Origin of the sequence: Streptomyces sp. NPDC086989 (assembly GCF_044745505.1) — a bacterium.
Taxonomy (GTDB): domain Bacteria; phylum Actinomycetota; class Actinomycetes; order Streptomycetales; family Streptomycetaceae; genus Streptomyces.
Window position 1 is genome coordinate 161,683 of sequence record NZ_JBIVAL010000015.1, and the last position, 15,282, is coordinate 176,964.

14 protein-coding genes and 1 pseudogene are annotated in these 15,282 nt (G+C 70.7%); 8 read left to right on the forward strand and 7 right to left on the reverse strand.

Going from position 1 to position 15,282, the window contains the following annotated elements:
* Positions 1 to 235 precede the first annotated feature (235 nt).
* Positions 236 to 1,522 (forward strand): DUF2716 domain-containing protein, encoded by a 1,287-nt coding sequence (locus ACIPK4_RS31300; protein WP_402318898.1) that lies wholly within the window; start codon positions 236 to 238, stop codon positions 1,520 to 1,522.
* A gap of 76 nt (positions 1,523 to 1,598) precedes the next feature.
* The gene (locus tag ACIPK4_RS31305) at positions 1,599 to 1,775 is read left to right on the forward strand and encodes a hypothetical protein (protein WP_402318900.1); all 177 of its coding nucleotides are present in this window, start codon (positions 1,599 to 1,601) and stop codon (positions 1,773 to 1,775) included.
* A 131-nt stretch (positions 1,776 to 1,906) separates the two neighbouring features.
* Here ACIPK4_RS31305 and ACIPK4_RS31310 read toward each other — a convergent pair.
* The 4 genes and pseudogenes from ACIPK4_RS31310 to ACIPK4_RS31325 all read right to left on the reverse strand — a co-directional run.
* Positions 1,907 to 2,193, reverse strand: a pseudogene (locus tag ACIPK4_RS31310) (hypothetical protein); the annotation flags it as partial.
* Between the two features lie 126 nt (positions 2,194 to 2,319).
* On the reverse strand, positions 2,320 to 2,715 hold the full coding sequence (locus tag ACIPK4_RS31315) for a hypothetical protein (protein ID WP_402318903.1): 396 nt from the start codon (positions 2,713 to 2,715) through the stop codon (positions 2,320 to 2,322).
* A 334-nt stretch (positions 2,716 to 3,049) separates the two neighbouring features.
* The gene (locus tag ACIPK4_RS31320) at positions 3,050 to 3,679 is read right to left on the reverse strand and encodes a PASTA domain-containing protein (protein WP_402318905.1); all 630 of its coding nucleotides are present in this window, start codon (positions 3,677 to 3,679) and stop codon (positions 3,050 to 3,052) included.
* A gap of 306 nt (positions 3,680 to 3,985) precedes the next feature.
* Positions 3,986 to 4,339: a type II toxin-antitoxin system PemK/MazF family toxin gene (locus ACIPK4_RS31325; RefSeq protein WP_402318908.1), complete on the reverse strand. Its 354-nt coding sequence runs from the start codon at positions 4,337 to 4,339 to the stop codon at positions 3,986 to 3,988.
* A 420-nt stretch (positions 4,340 to 4,759) separates the two neighbouring features.
* Between ACIPK4_RS31325 and ACIPK4_RS31330 the strand changes: the two genes are divergently transcribed.
* The 3 genes from ACIPK4_RS31330 to ACIPK4_RS31340 are packed head-to-tail and all read left to right on the forward strand — an operon-like array spanning position 4,760 to position 8,335.
* Positions 4,760 to 5,212 (forward strand): hypothetical protein, encoded by a 453-nt coding sequence (locus tag ACIPK4_RS31330; protein ID WP_402318911.1) that lies wholly within the window; start codon positions 4,760 to 4,762, stop codon positions 5,210 to 5,212.
* On the forward strand, positions 5,209 to 6,213 hold the full coding sequence (locus ACIPK4_RS31335) for a hypothetical protein (RefSeq protein WP_402318913.1): 1,005 nt from the start codon (positions 5,209 to 5,211) through the stop codon (positions 6,211 to 6,213). Before ACIPK4_RS31330 ends, ACIPK4_RS31335 begins: the two co-directional genes overlap by 4 nt.
* 10 nt (positions 6,214 to 6,223) lie before the next feature.
* Entirely contained in the window at positions 6,224 to 8,335 is a 2,112-nt protein-coding gene (locus tag ACIPK4_RS31340; protein ID WP_402318916.1) for a hypothetical protein, read from the forward strand.
* Positions 8,336 to 8,358: 23 nt separating this feature from the next.
* Here the strand turns inward: ACIPK4_RS31340 and ACIPK4_RS31345 are convergent, their stop codons facing one another.
* The gene (locus tag ACIPK4_RS31345) at positions 8,359 to 10,038 is read right to left on the reverse strand and encodes a carboxylesterase/lipase family protein (RefSeq protein ID WP_402318918.1); all 1,680 of its coding nucleotides are present in this window, start codon (positions 10,036 to 10,038) and stop codon (positions 8,359 to 8,361) included.
* 187 nt (positions 10,039 to 10,225) lie between these two features.
* Here ACIPK4_RS31345 and ACIPK4_RS31350 point away from each other — a divergent pair, with 187 nt between their 5' ends.
* Complete coding sequence (locus tag ACIPK4_RS31350) at positions 10,226 to 11,146, forward strand: MerR family transcriptional regulator (protein WP_402318921.1); 921 nt, start codon at positions 10,226 to 10,228, stop codon at positions 11,144 to 11,146.
* Positions 11,147 to 11,450: 304 nt separating this feature from the next.
* Positions 11,451 to 12,431 carry an SDR family oxidoreductase gene (locus ACIPK4_RS31355; protein WP_402318924.1) on the forward strand — a complete coding sequence of 327 codons (981 nt, stop codon included), beginning with the start codon at positions 11,451 to 11,453 and terminating at the stop codon, positions 12,429 to 12,431.
* Here the strand turns inward: ACIPK4_RS31355 and ACIPK4_RS31360 are convergent.
* Complete coding sequence (locus ACIPK4_RS31360) at positions 12,422 to 13,480, reverse strand: helix-turn-helix transcriptional regulator (RefSeq protein WP_402318927.1); 1,059 nt, start codon at positions 13,478 to 13,480, stop codon at positions 12,422 to 12,424. The genes ACIPK4_RS31355 and ACIPK4_RS31360 overlap by 10 nt on opposite strands.
* Before the next feature lie 278 nt (positions 13,481 to 13,758).
* Between ACIPK4_RS31360 and ACIPK4_RS31365 the strand changes: the two genes are divergently transcribed.
* The gene (locus ACIPK4_RS31365; RefSeq protein WP_402318929.1) at positions 13,759 to 14,340 is read left to right on the forward strand and encodes a hypothetical protein; all 582 of its coding nucleotides are present in this window, start codon (positions 13,759 to 13,761) and stop codon (positions 14,338 to 14,340) included.
* 349 nt (positions 14,341 to 14,689) lie between these two features.
* On the opposite strand, the gene ACIPK4_RS31370 is transcribed toward ACIPK4_RS31365, so the two are convergent.
* On the reverse strand, positions 14,690 to 14,866 hold the full coding sequence (locus ACIPK4_RS31370; protein WP_402318932.1) for a hypothetical protein: 177 nt from the start codon (positions 14,864 to 14,866) through the stop codon (positions 14,690 to 14,692).
* Between the last annotated feature and the right edge of the window lie 416 nt (positions 14,867 to 15,282).

Genomic DNA, 15,282 nt, shown 5'->3' on the forward strand with positions numbered 1-15,282 from the left:
GCCTCGCAGACACCGTGTTCAGCCAGCACGTCGTCGGGCGCTGGCGCTACGGCAGCGACACGGCCTTGGCGCACCCAGACGGCAGCGGCGGCCAGAGTCCGGCCGTGCAGAGACCGGCTTTAGCCTGGTGACTGCTCTGAATGTCAATGGGTGCTTGGATGGTGGAGACGGGCCCCGGTACAGCCGTCCAGAGCCCGGTCGCCGGAGTGTCATTCAGCCCGCCTAAGCTCCGATCATGGATTTGTGCGAGCGGTGGGCGGAGTGGAACAGGCTGCGGGGCCAGGTACCTGCGTGGCATCCGGTCGGCGTGGTGGTCGACGCCGACGGGCCGGTCGTGCGCCGGCACTACGGGACTCATGGCGCCGTCGAGCACGCCCCCCTCGTGTCCGGGACGGACATCGCCGTGCTGGTGCGCGTCCAGCAGGAGGCGTTCGCCGAACGCGGTGAGCCGGTGGAGTGGAAGGTGTACGGGCACGACTCGCCGGAGCTGGAGCCGGCGCTGACGGCTGCTGGATTCACCGCGGGCTGGGAGCGTTCTGTGCTGATCGCTGGCCCCCTGCGCGACGAGGACCGCGGCACCCCGCCCGTTGAGGTGGCCGACCGTCCGGCGGAGCTGCCCCGGCAGGGGGTGCACAACCTGTACGGCGTGCGGGATCAGGCCGAGCGGGCACGGCAGGTCGCCGTCGGGTCCCCGGGACCCCACGCGATGCCCTACGCGGAGATGATCGCGGACGGCGCCTCGGATGACGGTGACGTGTTCATCGAGGTCCTGCTGGAGGACGGCCTCGTCGTCGCCGTCGCCTGGATGCACGCCGAAGAAGGCTCCCCCTTCGCCGTCGTGGGCGGTCTGACCCGCGACGACGCGGATTTCGTCAAGGCCTGCACCGACGGATGGCGCAGGCGTTGGCGGGGCACAGCCCTCCTCGCGGAGGCCGACGGGCTTCTGCGCGCGCGGCTCCTGGAGGCCGGGTTCAGCGAGGCCGCCACCGTCCGCTCCTACCATTGGAGCCCGCCGGACGCCCCCGAGACGACCCGTCCCGCACAATTCCTCGACTGGCTCCACGAAGACGGCCCGCTGTGGGACCGCTTCTACGCGGACTTCGACTTCAAGCCGAGCACCACATACCGGCCCGCGATCACAGATCCCTCCCCTTCAGCCGTCTGGAACCTGCATTCCCACCACCGCCTCGTCCCGGACCTCCCCGCGGAACTCGACGCGATCGTGCGCCGAGGACTCCTCGCCGCCACCCAACCTGGGGAGTTCGTGTACTGGCTGGACTGGCAGCACAACGGCTACCGCTACGACCCCCGCCGCACCGACCTCCCCGGACGGCCGCCCCGGCCCGGCGAGGGCACGTACCCCAATGGCGACTACTACCTCCACCTCACCGATGACCTGCGCCTGGGCACCTTCGGACACCCCTGGGAACAGACACTGACCGTCTGGGGCGCGACACTGCTCGCCGCCGTCGAGGGGGAGCTGACGGAGCTGCTCGGAGAGCCGGTCAGGCACCGCCACTGAGCGTGAACCAGGTCCGCGGTCAGACACGATCACCACAGCAGGCCGGGAACGACCTCGCAGCCCAGGTGCCGCACCTGTGGGGCACGGACTCGTCAAGGGTCACCCTCAGCTGGCCACCTCCAGCGCGCAGTCGTACGAGACAGCCGTCCAGCGACGGCTGTGGGCCGTCTCCGAAGACCTCACCGGCGTGATGTTCCCCGTCGCCCAATCACAGCAGAACCCGATCCCGTCCGGACCAGCCATCACCGGTTAGCCCGCGCCCCCTACTCCTCGTCTCCCTCGTCGAGTCCGAGCCCGCCCGCGTCCGGGTCACGCAGCGGGCGCAGGCCGCCGGGCGGCCGGGATGGAAGCGATGAAGCTGGGGGGTGTCTCTATCGTCTTTCGTCAAGGACGCGGTACCGGGTATGAGGCTGTTTGTGGTGGTCGTGCGGTGAGGGTGGCAGTGGGGATTCTGGATGCGTAGAAGGTACCGTCGCGGAGCATGGCGAAGAGGACGCTGATGCGTTGGCGGGCGAGTCGCAGGAGTGCCTGGATGTGTGTTTTGCCTCGTGCTCGTTGCCGGTCGTATGGGGGGCCAGGTCGGCGTTCATGCAGGCAAGGCGGAGAGGAACACGGCGAGTTTGAGCTACCGGTCCGCCTTTGGGGGCGTGTTCGCCACTCGGCCTTGAGCCGCGCATCCACGTTCTGCAGACCTGCCGCCCGCGAGCTGCCCGGCATTGCACCAGGCCGCGGACGGTGGCCGGGTCTCTCATCAGTGTCTCCGACGGCACCTGGCGGGCCCGGCGACACCCCCCAGGTCATCCATTCGACAGAGGGGACACAGTCGTACCGGGCCCGGAGGCCAGCGGTCCCGTTGCCGGACCGCGAATAACATCACGGGGGCCGCAGGCCTCGGTCGGCGGCGCGAGTGGCCGCTGAGCCGGTGCTGAGGCCACTTCGTCACGGATCTCGTTGCGGTGCTCCTCGTAAGCGAGTCGCGCGTCGTCGTTCGGGAGCGCCGGGGTCCTGAGGCCGCAGGCACAGGTGACCACCGTGAGGTCGGACCGAGCGCGCAGGGTGTGCCCCTCGGCGCTGGTCTGGGTCGCCTCCGTCGGCTTTTTGTATCGGAGGTTGTGCAGGTAGTGGGGTGGGCGGTCAGCTGCCGGGGCGATGGTGACGCCGGTGTTGTCCAGGGTGAAGCGGTGCTCGCTCATGGGTCCAGTGTCCTCTGCCGGAGGCGAGTAGCCTGCGCCCGCGCGGCAGAACGCGACGCGAGCATCACCGAGCTGGCCGCGTGGCAGTGGTGACCCTTCGCCGGGTCCTTCGGGCGCGGACTTTGAGCGCGGCCGCATTCGTGACCCGGAAGTCACTGGGCGGTGGAGCCGGCGCCGCAGTGCCCGCAGCCTCTCTCCTGTCCTCCCGGACCGCTGGATTCCCCGACCGTGACCCCCACCCCGGCAACCTGCCCCGGCAGCCCCGGCAGCTGCTCCGGCTCCGAAGACGGTGGGCCTGAGTGCCCCCGCGTCGGCGGTAGGACCCACGTCTGATTCAGGGGCAGGTCTCGTCGGTCTTGGCGACGGTGAAGGACACGGGCTGGCCGGCGAGTGCGGTGCCAGCGGCCGGGTTTTGGCTGCACACCTTCCAGTTCGACTCCTGGAGGACCATGCGGCTCTGCACCGCGTCCTTCACGGTGATGGACGCGTTGGACGGGAGCGCGCTGCGCACGGCCTTCATGCCCTGGCCGACGAAGTTCGGCATGGTGTCGCCGGCGGGCTTCGGCGCGGGGGCGTCGGTGGCGGCGCAGGCCTCTTCCAGTTTGACCGCGCCGAAGTCGATGGTGGTGGCTGTGTCGAGGCTGCTGCCGCCAGCCGGGGTCTGGGAGCAGACCTTCCAGTTCCGGTCGAGAGCTTGGAGCCGGTCGCGGCCGAGGGCGTCGTGCGACTTCAGGGTGTAGAAGCCGGCGGCTTGGGCTTCGTCTTGGGCGGTCTGGAGGCCCTTGCCGACGAGGTTGGGCAGGGTGGCGGTCTTGGCCGGGCCCTTCGAGGGTGCGGCCTTGGTGGGGGCGGTCGCGCTGGTGCGTGGTGTGCCGGGATTCGTGTCGGTGGCCTGCGGGTTGCAGGCGGTGAGGGCGAGGAAGCTGGCGGCGGTGAGCAGGGTGATGGTGTGGTGTGTGCGCATCAGGGCATGGTGGCCGCCCAAGGGCCGGGTGCAGGTGCAGAGTGACTGACCTGTGACATACGAACCGCCCCCCGCTGGGCGGGGCTTCGGTGCCAGGCACGCCGGTGAGGCCAGAAAGCGGCACAGGCGCCACTTTTGCAACTGGTGCAACAAACCGGGTCGGATCGCCACTCGTCTCGGTAGTCCGGGTAGCCGGTGCACGGCAGGGCGAGCAGGCGGCCGACCTGGCCGCCCAGTGCAAGGAACGCGCCCGCATCCGCAGCGAGAGGCCTTCGCTGGGGAGGCTGGCCCCCGCTCGTTGCCTGATCAAGCAGCTTGGTACGCCGCCTGCTCGAGTCCGCCGGCACGGAGGGCATCATCGATCTCGCCGAGCTTTGCTGACGACAAGACTCCCACCCGCTCGGTCAGGTCTTCCTGGGCCAGCGAGACCAGCCAAGTGCACGGGACAAGACCGGGACGTGGCAGCGCCACTCGAAGGACGCCCTCGAGATGCAGCCCCTCGGGCGCCCCCACTGCCACCTCGACGGCCACACCGCTTATCTCGGTCCCTGCAGGAGCGACGACCTGCATCGCCCGGAACCCGGACCCTTCGTCTCCTGACAGCAGCACTACCGGCCGCCCCTCGTCAAAGTCCGCCAACCAGACCTCGCCGCGCTGCATGTGCCCTCCCGACGCAGGATCGCGGGGAAACCTTGCACCCCCGGACCGACCACCTCACTGTCGGCCGTAATCCAACCAGTCCAGTGGTCGCAGCGGCCAGCGAACCCGTTGAACCTTCGCTGTCACCGCAATAGCCGGTGCTCCGTTGGACGATTCGGCCAACGGGCGCATCGCCACAATCAGCTGGGGCGACGGGCTGCCCGGGAAATGCACGGTCTCAGATCCTCATTACCGGCCGCGCGCAGCCTCCTGTACACCTGGTCGAGCCGCGTGCCTCTGTGCGGGTGAGTGGTCGCTGTCCTGTCACCACCCTGCGCCGGATCCGCAGCAGTGCCGTCAACAGCCGGACAGGGGCCGAACCGCCCCTGCATCATGTGGTCTTCGTACCGGCCGCGAGCGGCCGAGGGGGAGGGGACCCGCATGAGGACCGTCCGTGGGGAGCAGGCCGACGACGTGATGGTGTGGGTGCGCCGGGGCGGATTTCCCGGTGAACTCGGGGAGGGCGACGCCGATATCGCACGCCAGCTCCTGCGTACGGCGCCGACCGGGGTGCGGGCAGTGCTGATCGCGCTCGGCGGCGAGTCGTTCCGGTGGGTGGACGCCCGCGGGGACGAGGACGTGCGGCTGGAGGCCGGCGGTGGGAGGGACGACGACGGCAACAGCGGCGCGGACCGCGACGAGACCCAAGGCGGCTTCGCCCTCGGCACCGGCGACGGTGCCACCCTCCCCGGACTGCCCGTGTCCTGGGCGCTGCTGGGGTTCCGCTGCCCGCACGGGGACACGACCGTGCTGATGGCCCGCTACCCGGCCGTCCTGCCGGCCTGCCCGGCCCACCACGCGCCGCTGGAACCCTACGAGACAGCCGGGCGGTGAGCATGCCCGCCCCGCTCGCGACGGGCGTGACCCAGCTGGCCGCCTCGCGGTTCGCGCTCGTCGGCTACCTGCCCACCTACGCGGCCCTGTCCTACCTCGGACTGCTCCTCGCCGCCCGCGGGCCCGGGGGCGCCATCGATGTGTCCCGGGCGCTGACGCGCCTGCACGGCCTGTCGGGCGTGGCGCTCGTCGGCCTGGCCCTGGGCGCACTGCTCGTCGCCGTCCTCCTCCATCCCCTCCAGGGGCCGCTCGTCCGGCTGCTGGAGGGGTACTGGCCGCGCCTGGCCCGCCCCGCCGCCTGGTGCGCGGTGAAGATCCAGACATGGGCCCGGGACCGCCTGGCCCGCTCGGCCGTGGTCCCCACCTCCCAGCTCACCGACGCCGAACGGCAGCGGATCCTGGAGGCCGCCTGGCAGCTGGCGCGGACCTTCCCGCCGCCCCAGGTGCCCCTGCTGCCCACGGCGCTCGGCAACACCCTGCGGGCCGGGGAGGCGACGGCGGGCGCCGCGTACGGGGCGGACGCCGTGGTGTGGTGGCCCCGGCTCTACCCGCTGCTCGGCGACGGGCTCCGGGCCGTCGTCGACGACCGGCGCGACCAGCTCGACCTGGCCTGCCGTATGAGCGCGACCGCGGGCGCCACCGGTCTGCTCAGCGTCCCCCTCGTCCTCGGCGGAAACGGCTGGTGGCAGGCGAGCCCGGCCGTCTTCCTCCTGGTGGCCTGGGTGGCCTACCGCGCAGCCGTGGCGGCGGCACTCGGCTACGCCGAGACCCTCTCGGCCGCCTTCGACCTGCACCGCTTCGACCTCCTGACCGCCCTGCACCTGCCCCTGCCCCCGGACTCCGACGCCGAAAGGGTCCTGAACGGCCTGGTCACCCGGTTCTGGGCACAGGGGGTACCGCTCACCTCCTTCCCGTACGAGCACGAACGCGAGCACGAGCACGAACGCGAGCACGAGCCGGCCCGGCCGCCCGCCGCACCCGGCGAGGACGACGCACGCTGAAAGGCCCGCGATGACCCGCCCCTCCCACGTCCCCTCCGACCCCAGCATCCGCACCGACTCCGCCACCCGCCTGCTGGACTTCAGCCGCGACTGGGCCGGGCTCTGCCGGGGCGGCCGCATCCTTGTCAGCATCGACCGCATCATCAAGGGCGATTCGCTCACCGACATCCTGGCGCACGAGTCCGTGCACGACGTCCTGCTCAGGACCACCCCACTGGGCTGGACGCAGCTCGTCCTGAGCCCGTCCGCCATGGAACCCTACGAGCCCGGACCCCTCCGCGACCGGTGCGCCCGGCTGCTCGCTGCCACGATCCAGGCGTCCCGGTTCACCCACGAAGCAGTGGCGACGTTCCTGCCCGGCCTCGCCGTCGAGCCCGCCGCCATGGCGGCCTACCGGGCCCGGCATCCCCAGCCCTACCTCGATGCCGCCGACGCCCTGGAATGGTTGCGCACCCGCGACCTGCCCCCTGCATCCCGGGAAAAGCTCGCCCTCACCCTGGGCAAGCTCGCACTCGCCGTCCCCATCCTGGAAGCGTGGCAGCCGCAGAGACTCCACCGGCCGAAACGGGCCGAGCGTTGGCTTCGCGTCCCACGCAACCGGCCGGACCGTCGCTTCCCGGCCCTGTGCCGCGCCCTGGGGCAACTGCCCGACGAGGACCTGCGCCAGGCGGCGGACGCAAGCCCCGAGGAGACCGCCGGCCTGCTCTCCCACGTACGCCTCGACGGAGAACCCCTCGAGTACGGCAGCCTCCCCGCCGACGTCGCGACCCCCGCGTGGGTGGAGGGGCTCGTGGAGAACGTGATCGGGCCCCTGCTCTGCGAAACCACCCTGCCGCAGCACGACCGGGACACACTCGCCGGCCTGTGGGCCATGCCGGTGCTCAACATGCCCGGCCTCCACCCGGCCCTGCTGTCGGTCGTTCTTACCCCGACCACGGCCACCCGTGGTCGGATGGACTTCAACCCCCCGACCGACGAACTCCACGGCTACCCCCTGGTCGACGTGCTGCACAACGCACTGCCCGTCCCCGTCCCCGGGATGGAGCCGGTCGGCGCGGAACCGATGTGGCTGCAGACGGGAGACACGGCCCTGTGGTTCACCTCGCCCTGGCAGGAACAGCGGGCCTGCCACCTGTCACCGTTCTGGTTCCGGGAATGGCTCGGCGAACTCGACCAGGGCACCACCCTGTGCGTGCGTGACGGCGGTGGCGACCTCGCCGGAGTGCTGACGGGCGACCACCGGCTCGCCGCCCGGCGGCGGGTCGTCCTCCTCCAGCACCGGACCCCGCACCGTGCCCTGCTCGTCGAGCTGCCGGTGCTCGGCCTCGACGCGGAACGCGGCCCGGTGACGATGATGGTGGCGTACTCCGACCTCGACGACGTGGCGTACCTCCTGCTGCGGCCCGAGAGTTCCTCACCCGTCCTCATCGTCCCCACGGCCCGCGTGACCGCCGAACGTGCCGCACGGGCACTGCTGAAACAGCGCGACGAGGTCCGCTTCCGCCTGGTGACCGCCCCCGAGGACTTCTACACCTCGCACGCGATGGTCCGGGACGTCATGCGGGTCCTGCACAACTTCGAGGCCAAGCCGTGGCCGGACACCCTGCGGCCCGATCCGCCCGCCGCCGCGCGCGAACCCACCCGTCGCCGCGCCGAAGCGGACCTCGACCCCGTCGTGGCACGGATGGAGAAGGCGAAGGAGGCGTTCACGCGGAACCCCACGGGGGAGCGGCTCGCCGTCCTGTCGGCAGCCGCCGAGGAGGTACTGGCCGCCCCGTCCTTCCCCCACATCTCGCTGGGCTGGCAGATAAGGCTCCGCCAGCAGGTGGCCGAGGCGCTCTACGGCGGCGTCCAGGAACTGCACGACAACACCGTCCTTCGGCGGGTGGTCGAGATCCAGACGGAACTCGTCTCCCTGCTCCCGCCGGACTGCCCCGAGTGGCTGGCGCAGCTACGAACCCTGGGCATCCTCTCGCTGTGCCTGCGCCGCGTGACCGGTGAGGCGTCGCTGGAGGAGAAAGCGATCGAAGCCCTGCTGGTGGCATCGGCGACCGAGGCGAGCACACGCAAGCCCTTCGGCCTCGCCGACCTCCGCCACCTGCGCCGTCGGCGCCCTGGATGAGGCGGTGCAGGCGGGCGACGCCCTCACTGGGACAGGCGGTCCCAGAACGAGCATTGGTGTGCGGAATACACGTCGACAGGGTGGATCCCGCCCGGTTCCGGAGCTAGTGACTGCACCGACGGCGCGTGAGGTGAGGAAGCGCGGAGGGCGGGCCAGAGCGGGGCGTCGGTGGTGTTCGGGTTTCCGGTGCGGGCGAAGTTCGTCCAGTAGCCGACCATCCGGTCCGACAGGGCGCGCTCGAGTTCGTTCAGCGGTCGTTCGGTGGGGAACGGGGCAAACAGGAACGGCATCTCGAAGCCGTGCGCCGCGCCGTAGGGGAAGTCCGGGTTCGCCGGCAGGCCGGCGAGGACGGGAGCGTGCGGATCGTTGAACTCGTAGCCGTAGAGGGGGAGGCCGGGGGCGTGCCCCGCGATGGCCCGGCCGGCTGCCAGCGTGGTGCACGTGAAGGACCGATCGGTCAGCACCGCCGCCCAAGCCAGCGCGGGTGAGGGATGGTGTGCTGCCGGATACCGTGCCTCGACGGCCGGGGCGGCGGCCCCGAAGGCCTCCGTCAAGCGGGCTCGGTAGTCGTCCTCGGTGTGGATCGGGAACGCGGCGAGCGACAGGCCGACGAACATCCGCATCTCGTCGTGGTTGGTGCCCAGGATGACCGGCAGGCGGTGGAAGCGTCCCGACGCCAACGCCTGGGCAGGTGCCACGGGCAGCAGCCCGTTGCCGAAGGCGGGCCGGTTGAAGGACTGCATCAGCTGTGCGGTGGCGAGACGATCCGTGCTCCGCCCGCGCAGGCACGCCAGAACCTCGTCGCTGCCGCCCTCGGTACAGCCCAGTTGCCGGGCGGCTTCCGCACCGGCCGCCTGCACATCCGCCTGTGAGGCGAACGGCTCGTACGCCGGTGTTCCGGGGGCGAGCGCGCCGCGCGGGAAGGAGGTGAGGCAGGAACCGCTCTGGAGGACGGCCCGCTGGAAGAGTCCGGCGGCTGTCGGCGAGGTGAGGTGGGCACAGATGCTGAGGGCGCCTGCGGACTCACCGAACAGCGTGACACTGCGCGGATCGCCGCCGAAACGCCCGGCGTTCGCCCGCACCCAGCGCAGGGCGGCCTGCTGGTCCGCCAAGCCGAACGGCGGGGCGGCGCCCAACCCGGAGTGGCCGAAGTAACCGAAGATCCCCAACCGGTAATTGACCGTGACGACGATGGCGTCACCTTGCACCGCGAGACGTTCGGCGCTGTAGTCACTGCCGGAACCGCCCAGGAACGCACCGCCGTGCATCCACACCATCACGGGCCGCTTCCTCGCTGCCGGCTCGGCCGCCGGCACCGTGACGTCGAGGTAGAGGCAGTCCTCCGAGCCGGTGACCCTGCCCGCACCCGGTGGCGGCATCTGCACACACCGTTCAGCCGGCCTCGTCGCGTCCCGGACACCCTGCCACGCAGGGGCGGGCACGGGGGCACGCCAGCGCAGCGGTCCGGTCGGGGGCGCGGCGTATGGAATGCCGTCGAAGGTGGTGTACGAGCCGTGGGCCACACCCCGTACCAGGCCCTGCTCCGTCCGTACGACCGTACGGTCCTGCCTCTGGGAATCAGGGGACCCGGGGCCTGCGCCGGCCGCGGGTGCGGCGGTGGCCGACACCAGCGCCACCGCGCACAGCAGGGGGAGGAGCGCCACGCGGAGTCCGGCCTTTCGGTACGGACGCGGTGCTGACATGGTCGGGGGCATAAGTACCACCGTTCTTGGTCGGGGGCGGAACGGGACGGGAAGCCACGGGACGCCGTGGCGTGGCCACACCGGTCCAGGCAAGACGGCACAAGATCTGAGCTGCGAGAAAGGTGCGGACCGACCCGCCGGCGATCAATACGCTAGAACCTCCCGCGCACTGGAGGTTCAAGGGACTGTGACGCAAGACACGTGGAGCATCGGTGAACTCGCGGCCGCAACGGGCCTTCCCGTCAAAACGCTCCGCTACTACTCCGACAGCGGTCTGCTGCCGGTGGCCGCTCGCAGCACCGGCGGTCATCGGCGCTACGGCCCCGAGGCGTGGGAGCGGATCCGGCTCATCAGACGACTGCGGGCGTTGGACACCCCGATCGCAACGATCACCCAGGTGGTCACGGGGGAGTGCACACTCGGCGAACTGGTGGCAACCGAACTCGAAGCGGTGCAGGAGCGACTGTCCGAACTACGGTGGCGCGAGGCCACGCTCAAGGCACTGGACGACTGCCCGGGCGAGGAACGGCTCCGGCGCCTGGAGATACTCTCCCGCGTGCAACGGCTGCCGGAGGCGCACTGCACGCTCACTGATCACTGGTACCGCGAGCTGTCCGCGGCCATGCCCAAGCCTCGACTCGACATCATGGTCGCCATGCTGGCCCCCGCCCCACCGCAGGCCCCTGTCCCCGCCTCGGCCCTGGCCTACGCCGAGCTGCATCTGCTCATTTCCACGCCCGGTTTCACCCGCTGGACCCAGGATCACGAGGAAGAGGTGAGGGACGGCCCGGCCTTCTACGCGGAGATCGACGAAGCCGCCACGCTGACGGCCGACGCTCTGGCCCACGGCCTGCCGCCCGGTGCCGGCGACGCGGTGGACGCATTCGTATCCGCCCACGCGCGAGCCCGACGGGAGTCGGATACCCCCGCCTTCCGCGCACACCTCCACGGACTGGTGTCACGGTCATCCGGCTTCGACCCCCGACTGGAGCGGTACTGGGCTCTGGTCGGCACCGCCACGGGCGGGCGCGTCCTGAACATGACCGTGGCGCACCGATGGCTCACCGACGGCCTGTCCATGTCGATCGCCGCAACGAATACCCAGTAGTGCTGTGACTCCGCCCATTCCCCCCCTCACCGCCCGCGACCGCACGGGAATGCAGGACGACCCCGACGGCGGTCCGGACCAGGGATGGCAGCTGATCCCCGTCCCGCTTCCCACGCCCCGCACCTCGCTCCAATAGCCACTGTTCGTGAACAGCCGGTCGGCGCGGCTGAGCTCCCGAAGTGCGCCGAAGCCGAGCCCTCAGAACTGAACATCGGAGCGGTGTTTGCGCTGTGGTCGGGGTGCTGCGCGGGATCCCGGAAAAGGGTGACGTGTTCTGTCAGTTTTGGCATGAACGATGGATGACATGAACAACGAAGACATCACCACCCAGAACACTCAGAACACCGTGCAGGCCAGCCCAGCGGGTCTGCTCGCGGGGCGGGTCGCGCTCGTGGCGGGTGCCACCCGCGGGGCGGGCCGGGCTCAGGCCGTGGAGCTGGGCCGGGCCGGGGCAACCGTGTATGTCACCGGCCGTACCACCCGGGCCCGGGCTAGCGAGGTCGGCCGGACCACCGAGACCATCGAGGAGAGCGCCGAACTCGTCACCGCGGCGGGCGGCGCCGGGATCGCGGTTCCCACCGACCATCTCGACGAGGACCAGGTGCGCGCCCTGGTCGAGCGGATCGACCGGGAGCACGGGCGGCTCGACATCCTCGTCAACGACCTGTGGGGCGGCGAGCACCTGCTGGCCACCTCGGTGTTCGGGAAAAAGAGCTGGGAGACACCACTCGCTGACGGTCTGCGGATCCTGGAGCTCGGCGCGCGCTCGCACGTGATCACGGCGGCACTGCTGCTTCCGCTGCTGATCCGCTCCGACGCGCCGCTGCATGTGGAGGTGACCGACGGCACCGCGCACTCCAACCGCCGCTACCGGGAGAACATTTACTACGACCTGGCGAAGAACGCCCCGATCCGCCTCGCGTTCGGGCTGGGGCAGGAGCTGGCGGAGTACGGGGGCACGGCGGTCGCGGTCTCCCCGGGCTTCCTGCGCTCGGAACAGATGCTTTCCCACTTCGGTGTGAGTGAGGAGAACTGGCGTGAAGCGATCGCCCAGGAGCCGGCGTTCGCGATCGCGGAGTCCCCGCGCTACCTGGCCCGCACGGTCGCGGCGCTGGCCGCCGACCCGGACCGCGCGAAGCGGTGGAACGGCAAGTCCACCTCCAGCGGGGAACTCGCCAGGGTGTACGGGGTGACGGACGTGGACGGCAGCCAGCCCGACGCCTGGGCCTACTTCGAGGACGTCATCTACGGCGGCAAGGAAGGATCCCCCGAGGACTACCGCTGAGCCTCGGCTTCCTCAGGTTCCCTCTCCTGAGGGCCGGCCTGGTAGAGAGCGGCCAGGGCTGCGGCGCGCTCACGGAAGCGGGCGCGCAGGCAAGCCGGGGCCAGCACCTCGGCGTCCGCGCCGAGCCGGGCCAGCTGGTCGAAGGCGACCTCCTCGGACTCCGTCGGCAGGTCGAGGGTGACCAGGCCAGCGGCGTCCGGGGCGCTCGCGGAGGCGAGCGCGTCCACGACGGCAGCCCCGTCCACGACTGCGGGCAGCCGCCGTAGCCCCCGGCCGGTCAGCCGAATCGTGACGGTGGTGCACAGCAGGGTGCGGGCGAAGGCGGCCGAGCGGGCCTCCCAGTGCGCGGCCAGCTCGAAGGACGGGTCGCGCACGAACGGCTCCTCCGCGCCGGGTGCGGGTTCGAGGGCGGTGATCCGGTCGACGCGGTAGGTACGCCAGCCGCCGTCGTGATCCTCCCGCCCACCGGGGACGCGGGCCACGACGTACCAGGTGCCGGCCTTCAGCACGAGCCCGTACGGCTCCACCACCCGCGCCACGGGAGAGGACCGGGCGTCGGCTCGGCCGGGCCGCGCGTAAGACAGTCGGACGGCCCGGTCCGCCCACACCGCGCGGGCCAGCTCCGGCAGCAGTTCAGGGGCGGCGGGTTCGCGAAACCAGGCCGGGGCGTCGAGGTGGAAGCGGCGCACCGAGGACTCGGCGGCCTGGCGTACCGACGGGAGCAGGGTCGCGGTCAGCTTCAGCCGGGCTGTTTCCGCCGCGTCCGACAGCCCCAGATCCTGCAACGCCGAGGGTAGACCGAACAGGAAGAGCGTCTCCGCCTCGTTCCGATGGAGCGTGGTGAGCCGGGTCCGGTATCCCGCGGCGAGGAAGTACCCGCCTACCCGGCCCCGCTCCGATCGGACGGGGACGCCGGCCTCCTGCAACGCCTGGGCGTCGCGGATCACGGTCCGCTCGGAGATCTCCAGCTCACGAGCGAGGGCAGCCGCGGTCAGGCCGGGGTTCGATTGGATCAGGAGAGCCATACGGATCAGGCGGGCGGCACGCATCCTCAAAGGATCACCGACCCGACGAACAAACGGGATCTCCTGCCGCCGCTGGTCCACCCGGGACAGCCCGAGAACTGAGCGCGGTACTTGGCCGTACGGGCCATCTACGGCGCTCGGCCCCACCCAATGTGAGTGAGTGCGCTACTTGTCCCCTGTGGGTGATGGATGGCCGGCGCGAGCGTCTCAAGGGCGTGCTGAGTCGGGGTGTCTGGGCGGCTCTTCGCCTGCCGGCCGACCCGCCCGGGGGCACCGGCTGGGATTCCAGTAGCGTCCGTTTCATGATCGCCCTCGATGCCCTCGATGCCCTCGATGCCCTCGTCCGCCTCTGCCCGCCGCCCGTCGAACCGCCGCCCGCGGTGGACTGGGCGCAGGCAGAGCGGGCCCTGGGTACGGCTCTGCCCGCCGACTACAAGCAGCTCGTCGAGACGTACGGTGACGGCCTCTTCGACGAGACGATCTGGTTGCTCGTCCCCGGCTCCGCCCACCGTGACTGTGACCTGCACGCGCAGAGGGCGGAACGGGACGAGATCCTGGCCGACCTGTGGGAGTTCGAGGCGAAGCCCGCCGGCCTGCTGGAGGCTGGGGCGCGGGTCATACCGTGGGCGTTCGAGGAGGGCACGGGGGCGTTCCTGTACTGGCTGGTGCGGCCCGGTCAGCACCCCGACGAGTGGGCCGTGCTCTACAACGAGGGGCGCGGCCCCCTGTGGGAACCCCACGACATGGGTTGCCTCGCCTTCCTGCTGGCGGTCCTTACGGGAACGGCGGAAACGGAGTATTTCAGCTACCTCTACGACGTGCTGAAGCCGACCGAGCACCGCTTCGCAACGGCTCACCAGACGCTGGGAAATCCCGGGCGCTGACGTCGTGCGACCGCTCTCGACGACCGGGGCCGCAGCTGGAGCATCTCCGCCTTCATGGTGACGTGATCCCTTGGTGAAACGGTGCGCCTTTCCGCACGTGCTGCAGGCGCGCCGGGCTGCCCCTGGGCGGTCAGAGGTCCTGGTAGAAGGGGTGGGTATGTCGTGCGCCCTCAGCGCTTCCGTGGAGCGGGCCAGCAGCTCGTCGAGGTTGGAGAGGAGAAGGGCCGCCGATTCGCGGGCTTGAGCTGCATCGCCCTGACGGAGACAAGCTCGTAGCCATACCCCGACCCTTGGCCCGACGAACCTACGAATGACCGTCTCAGACTCACGCTTGGAAGGTAGGACAAGCTCAGGAGAACAACAGCAGCAGAGCAATCCACAGGAGCAGCGCCGTGACAGCGGCGAAGACGAGGCAGGAACCGCCGATCAGCTTCACCGCCCCGATCTCCTTCCGCGGAGGTGGCGGCAGGGGGATGACGTATCCGGGCGGTGGCGGCGGGCCGGGCGGCGGAACTTGGACGGGCATGAAACCCCTTGAAGGCCGTGGCCGGCATCAGATAACAGCAGCCGTGGATCAGGGCGTTGACCATGGAGCGGTTTCGCCAATGGCGCAGCTCCTGCGCCAAGGCTCAAGCGTACAGGTGAACTGAACACGTTCAACCCTGCGGCGGTGGATCGTGAAGAACGTGGAGCTTCACGACCTGGCCGGCTGGGCGCTATTTGCGGACGATGAGAGCCTGGCCGTCACCGGTGTGGTGGCCGGCGCGCTGCCGATCTTCACCAGGGAGGCAGCGGACGCCCTGTCCCAGGCGCCCTTCTTGGCGGTGACGTTGCGGTCGCGCCGGAGGCGCCGTCGCGCGGGGGGCGAAGAGGCTGTGTCTGCTGGTCAGCAGTCTGGAATTTTGCGTAGGCGATCCAGACGTCGCCTTTGGCGTTGACGGA

What these genes read in the sequence shown, in the direction of transcription:
- ACIPK4_RS31330 (WP_402318911.1), top strand. Translation starts at nt 4,760, where the DNA reads ATGAGGACCGTCCGTGGGGAGCAGGCCGACGACGTGATGGTGTGGGTG.
- ACIPK4_RS31360 (WP_402318927.1), bottom strand. Translation starts at nt 13,480, where the DNA reads ATGCGTGCCGCCCGCCTGATCCGTATGGCTCTCCTGATCCAATCGAAC.
- ACIPK4_RS31340 (WP_402318916.1), top strand. Translation starts at nt 6,224, where the DNA reads ATGACCCGCCCCTCCCACGTCCCCTCCGACCCCAGCATCCGCACCGAC.
- ACIPK4_RS31370 (WP_402318932.1), bottom strand. Translation starts at nt 14,866, where the DNA reads ATGCCCGTCCAAGTTCCGCCGCCCGGCCCGCCGCCACCGCCCGGATAC.
- ACIPK4_RS31320 (WP_402318905.1), bottom strand. Translation starts at nt 3,679, where the DNA reads ATGCGCACACACCACACCATCACCCTGCTCACCGCCGCCAGCTTCCTC.
- ACIPK4_RS31325 (WP_402318908.1), bottom strand. Translation starts at nt 4,339, where the DNA reads ATGCAGCGCGGCGAGGTCTGGTTGGCGGACTTTGACGAGGGGCGGCCG.
- ACIPK4_RS31345 (WP_402318918.1), bottom strand. Translation starts at nt 10,038, where the DNA reads ATGTCAGCACCGCGTCCGTACCGAAAGGCCGGACTCCGCGTGGCGCTC.
- ACIPK4_RS31355 (WP_402318924.1), top strand. Translation starts at nt 11,451, where the DNA reads ATGAACAACGAAGACATCACCACCCAGAACACTCAGAACACCGTGCAG.
- ACIPK4_RS31300 (WP_402318898.1), top strand. Translation starts at nt 236, where the DNA reads ATGGATTTGTGCGAGCGGTGGGCGGAGTGGAACAGGCTGCGGGGCCAG.
- ACIPK4_RS31365 (WP_402318929.1), top strand. Translation starts at nt 13,759, where the DNA reads ATGATCGCCCTCGATGCCCTCGATGCCCTCGATGCCCTCGTCCGCCTC.
- ACIPK4_RS31315 (WP_402318903.1), bottom strand. Translation starts at nt 2,715, where the DNA reads ATGAGCGAGCACCGCTTCACCCTGGACAACACCGGCGTCACCATCGCC.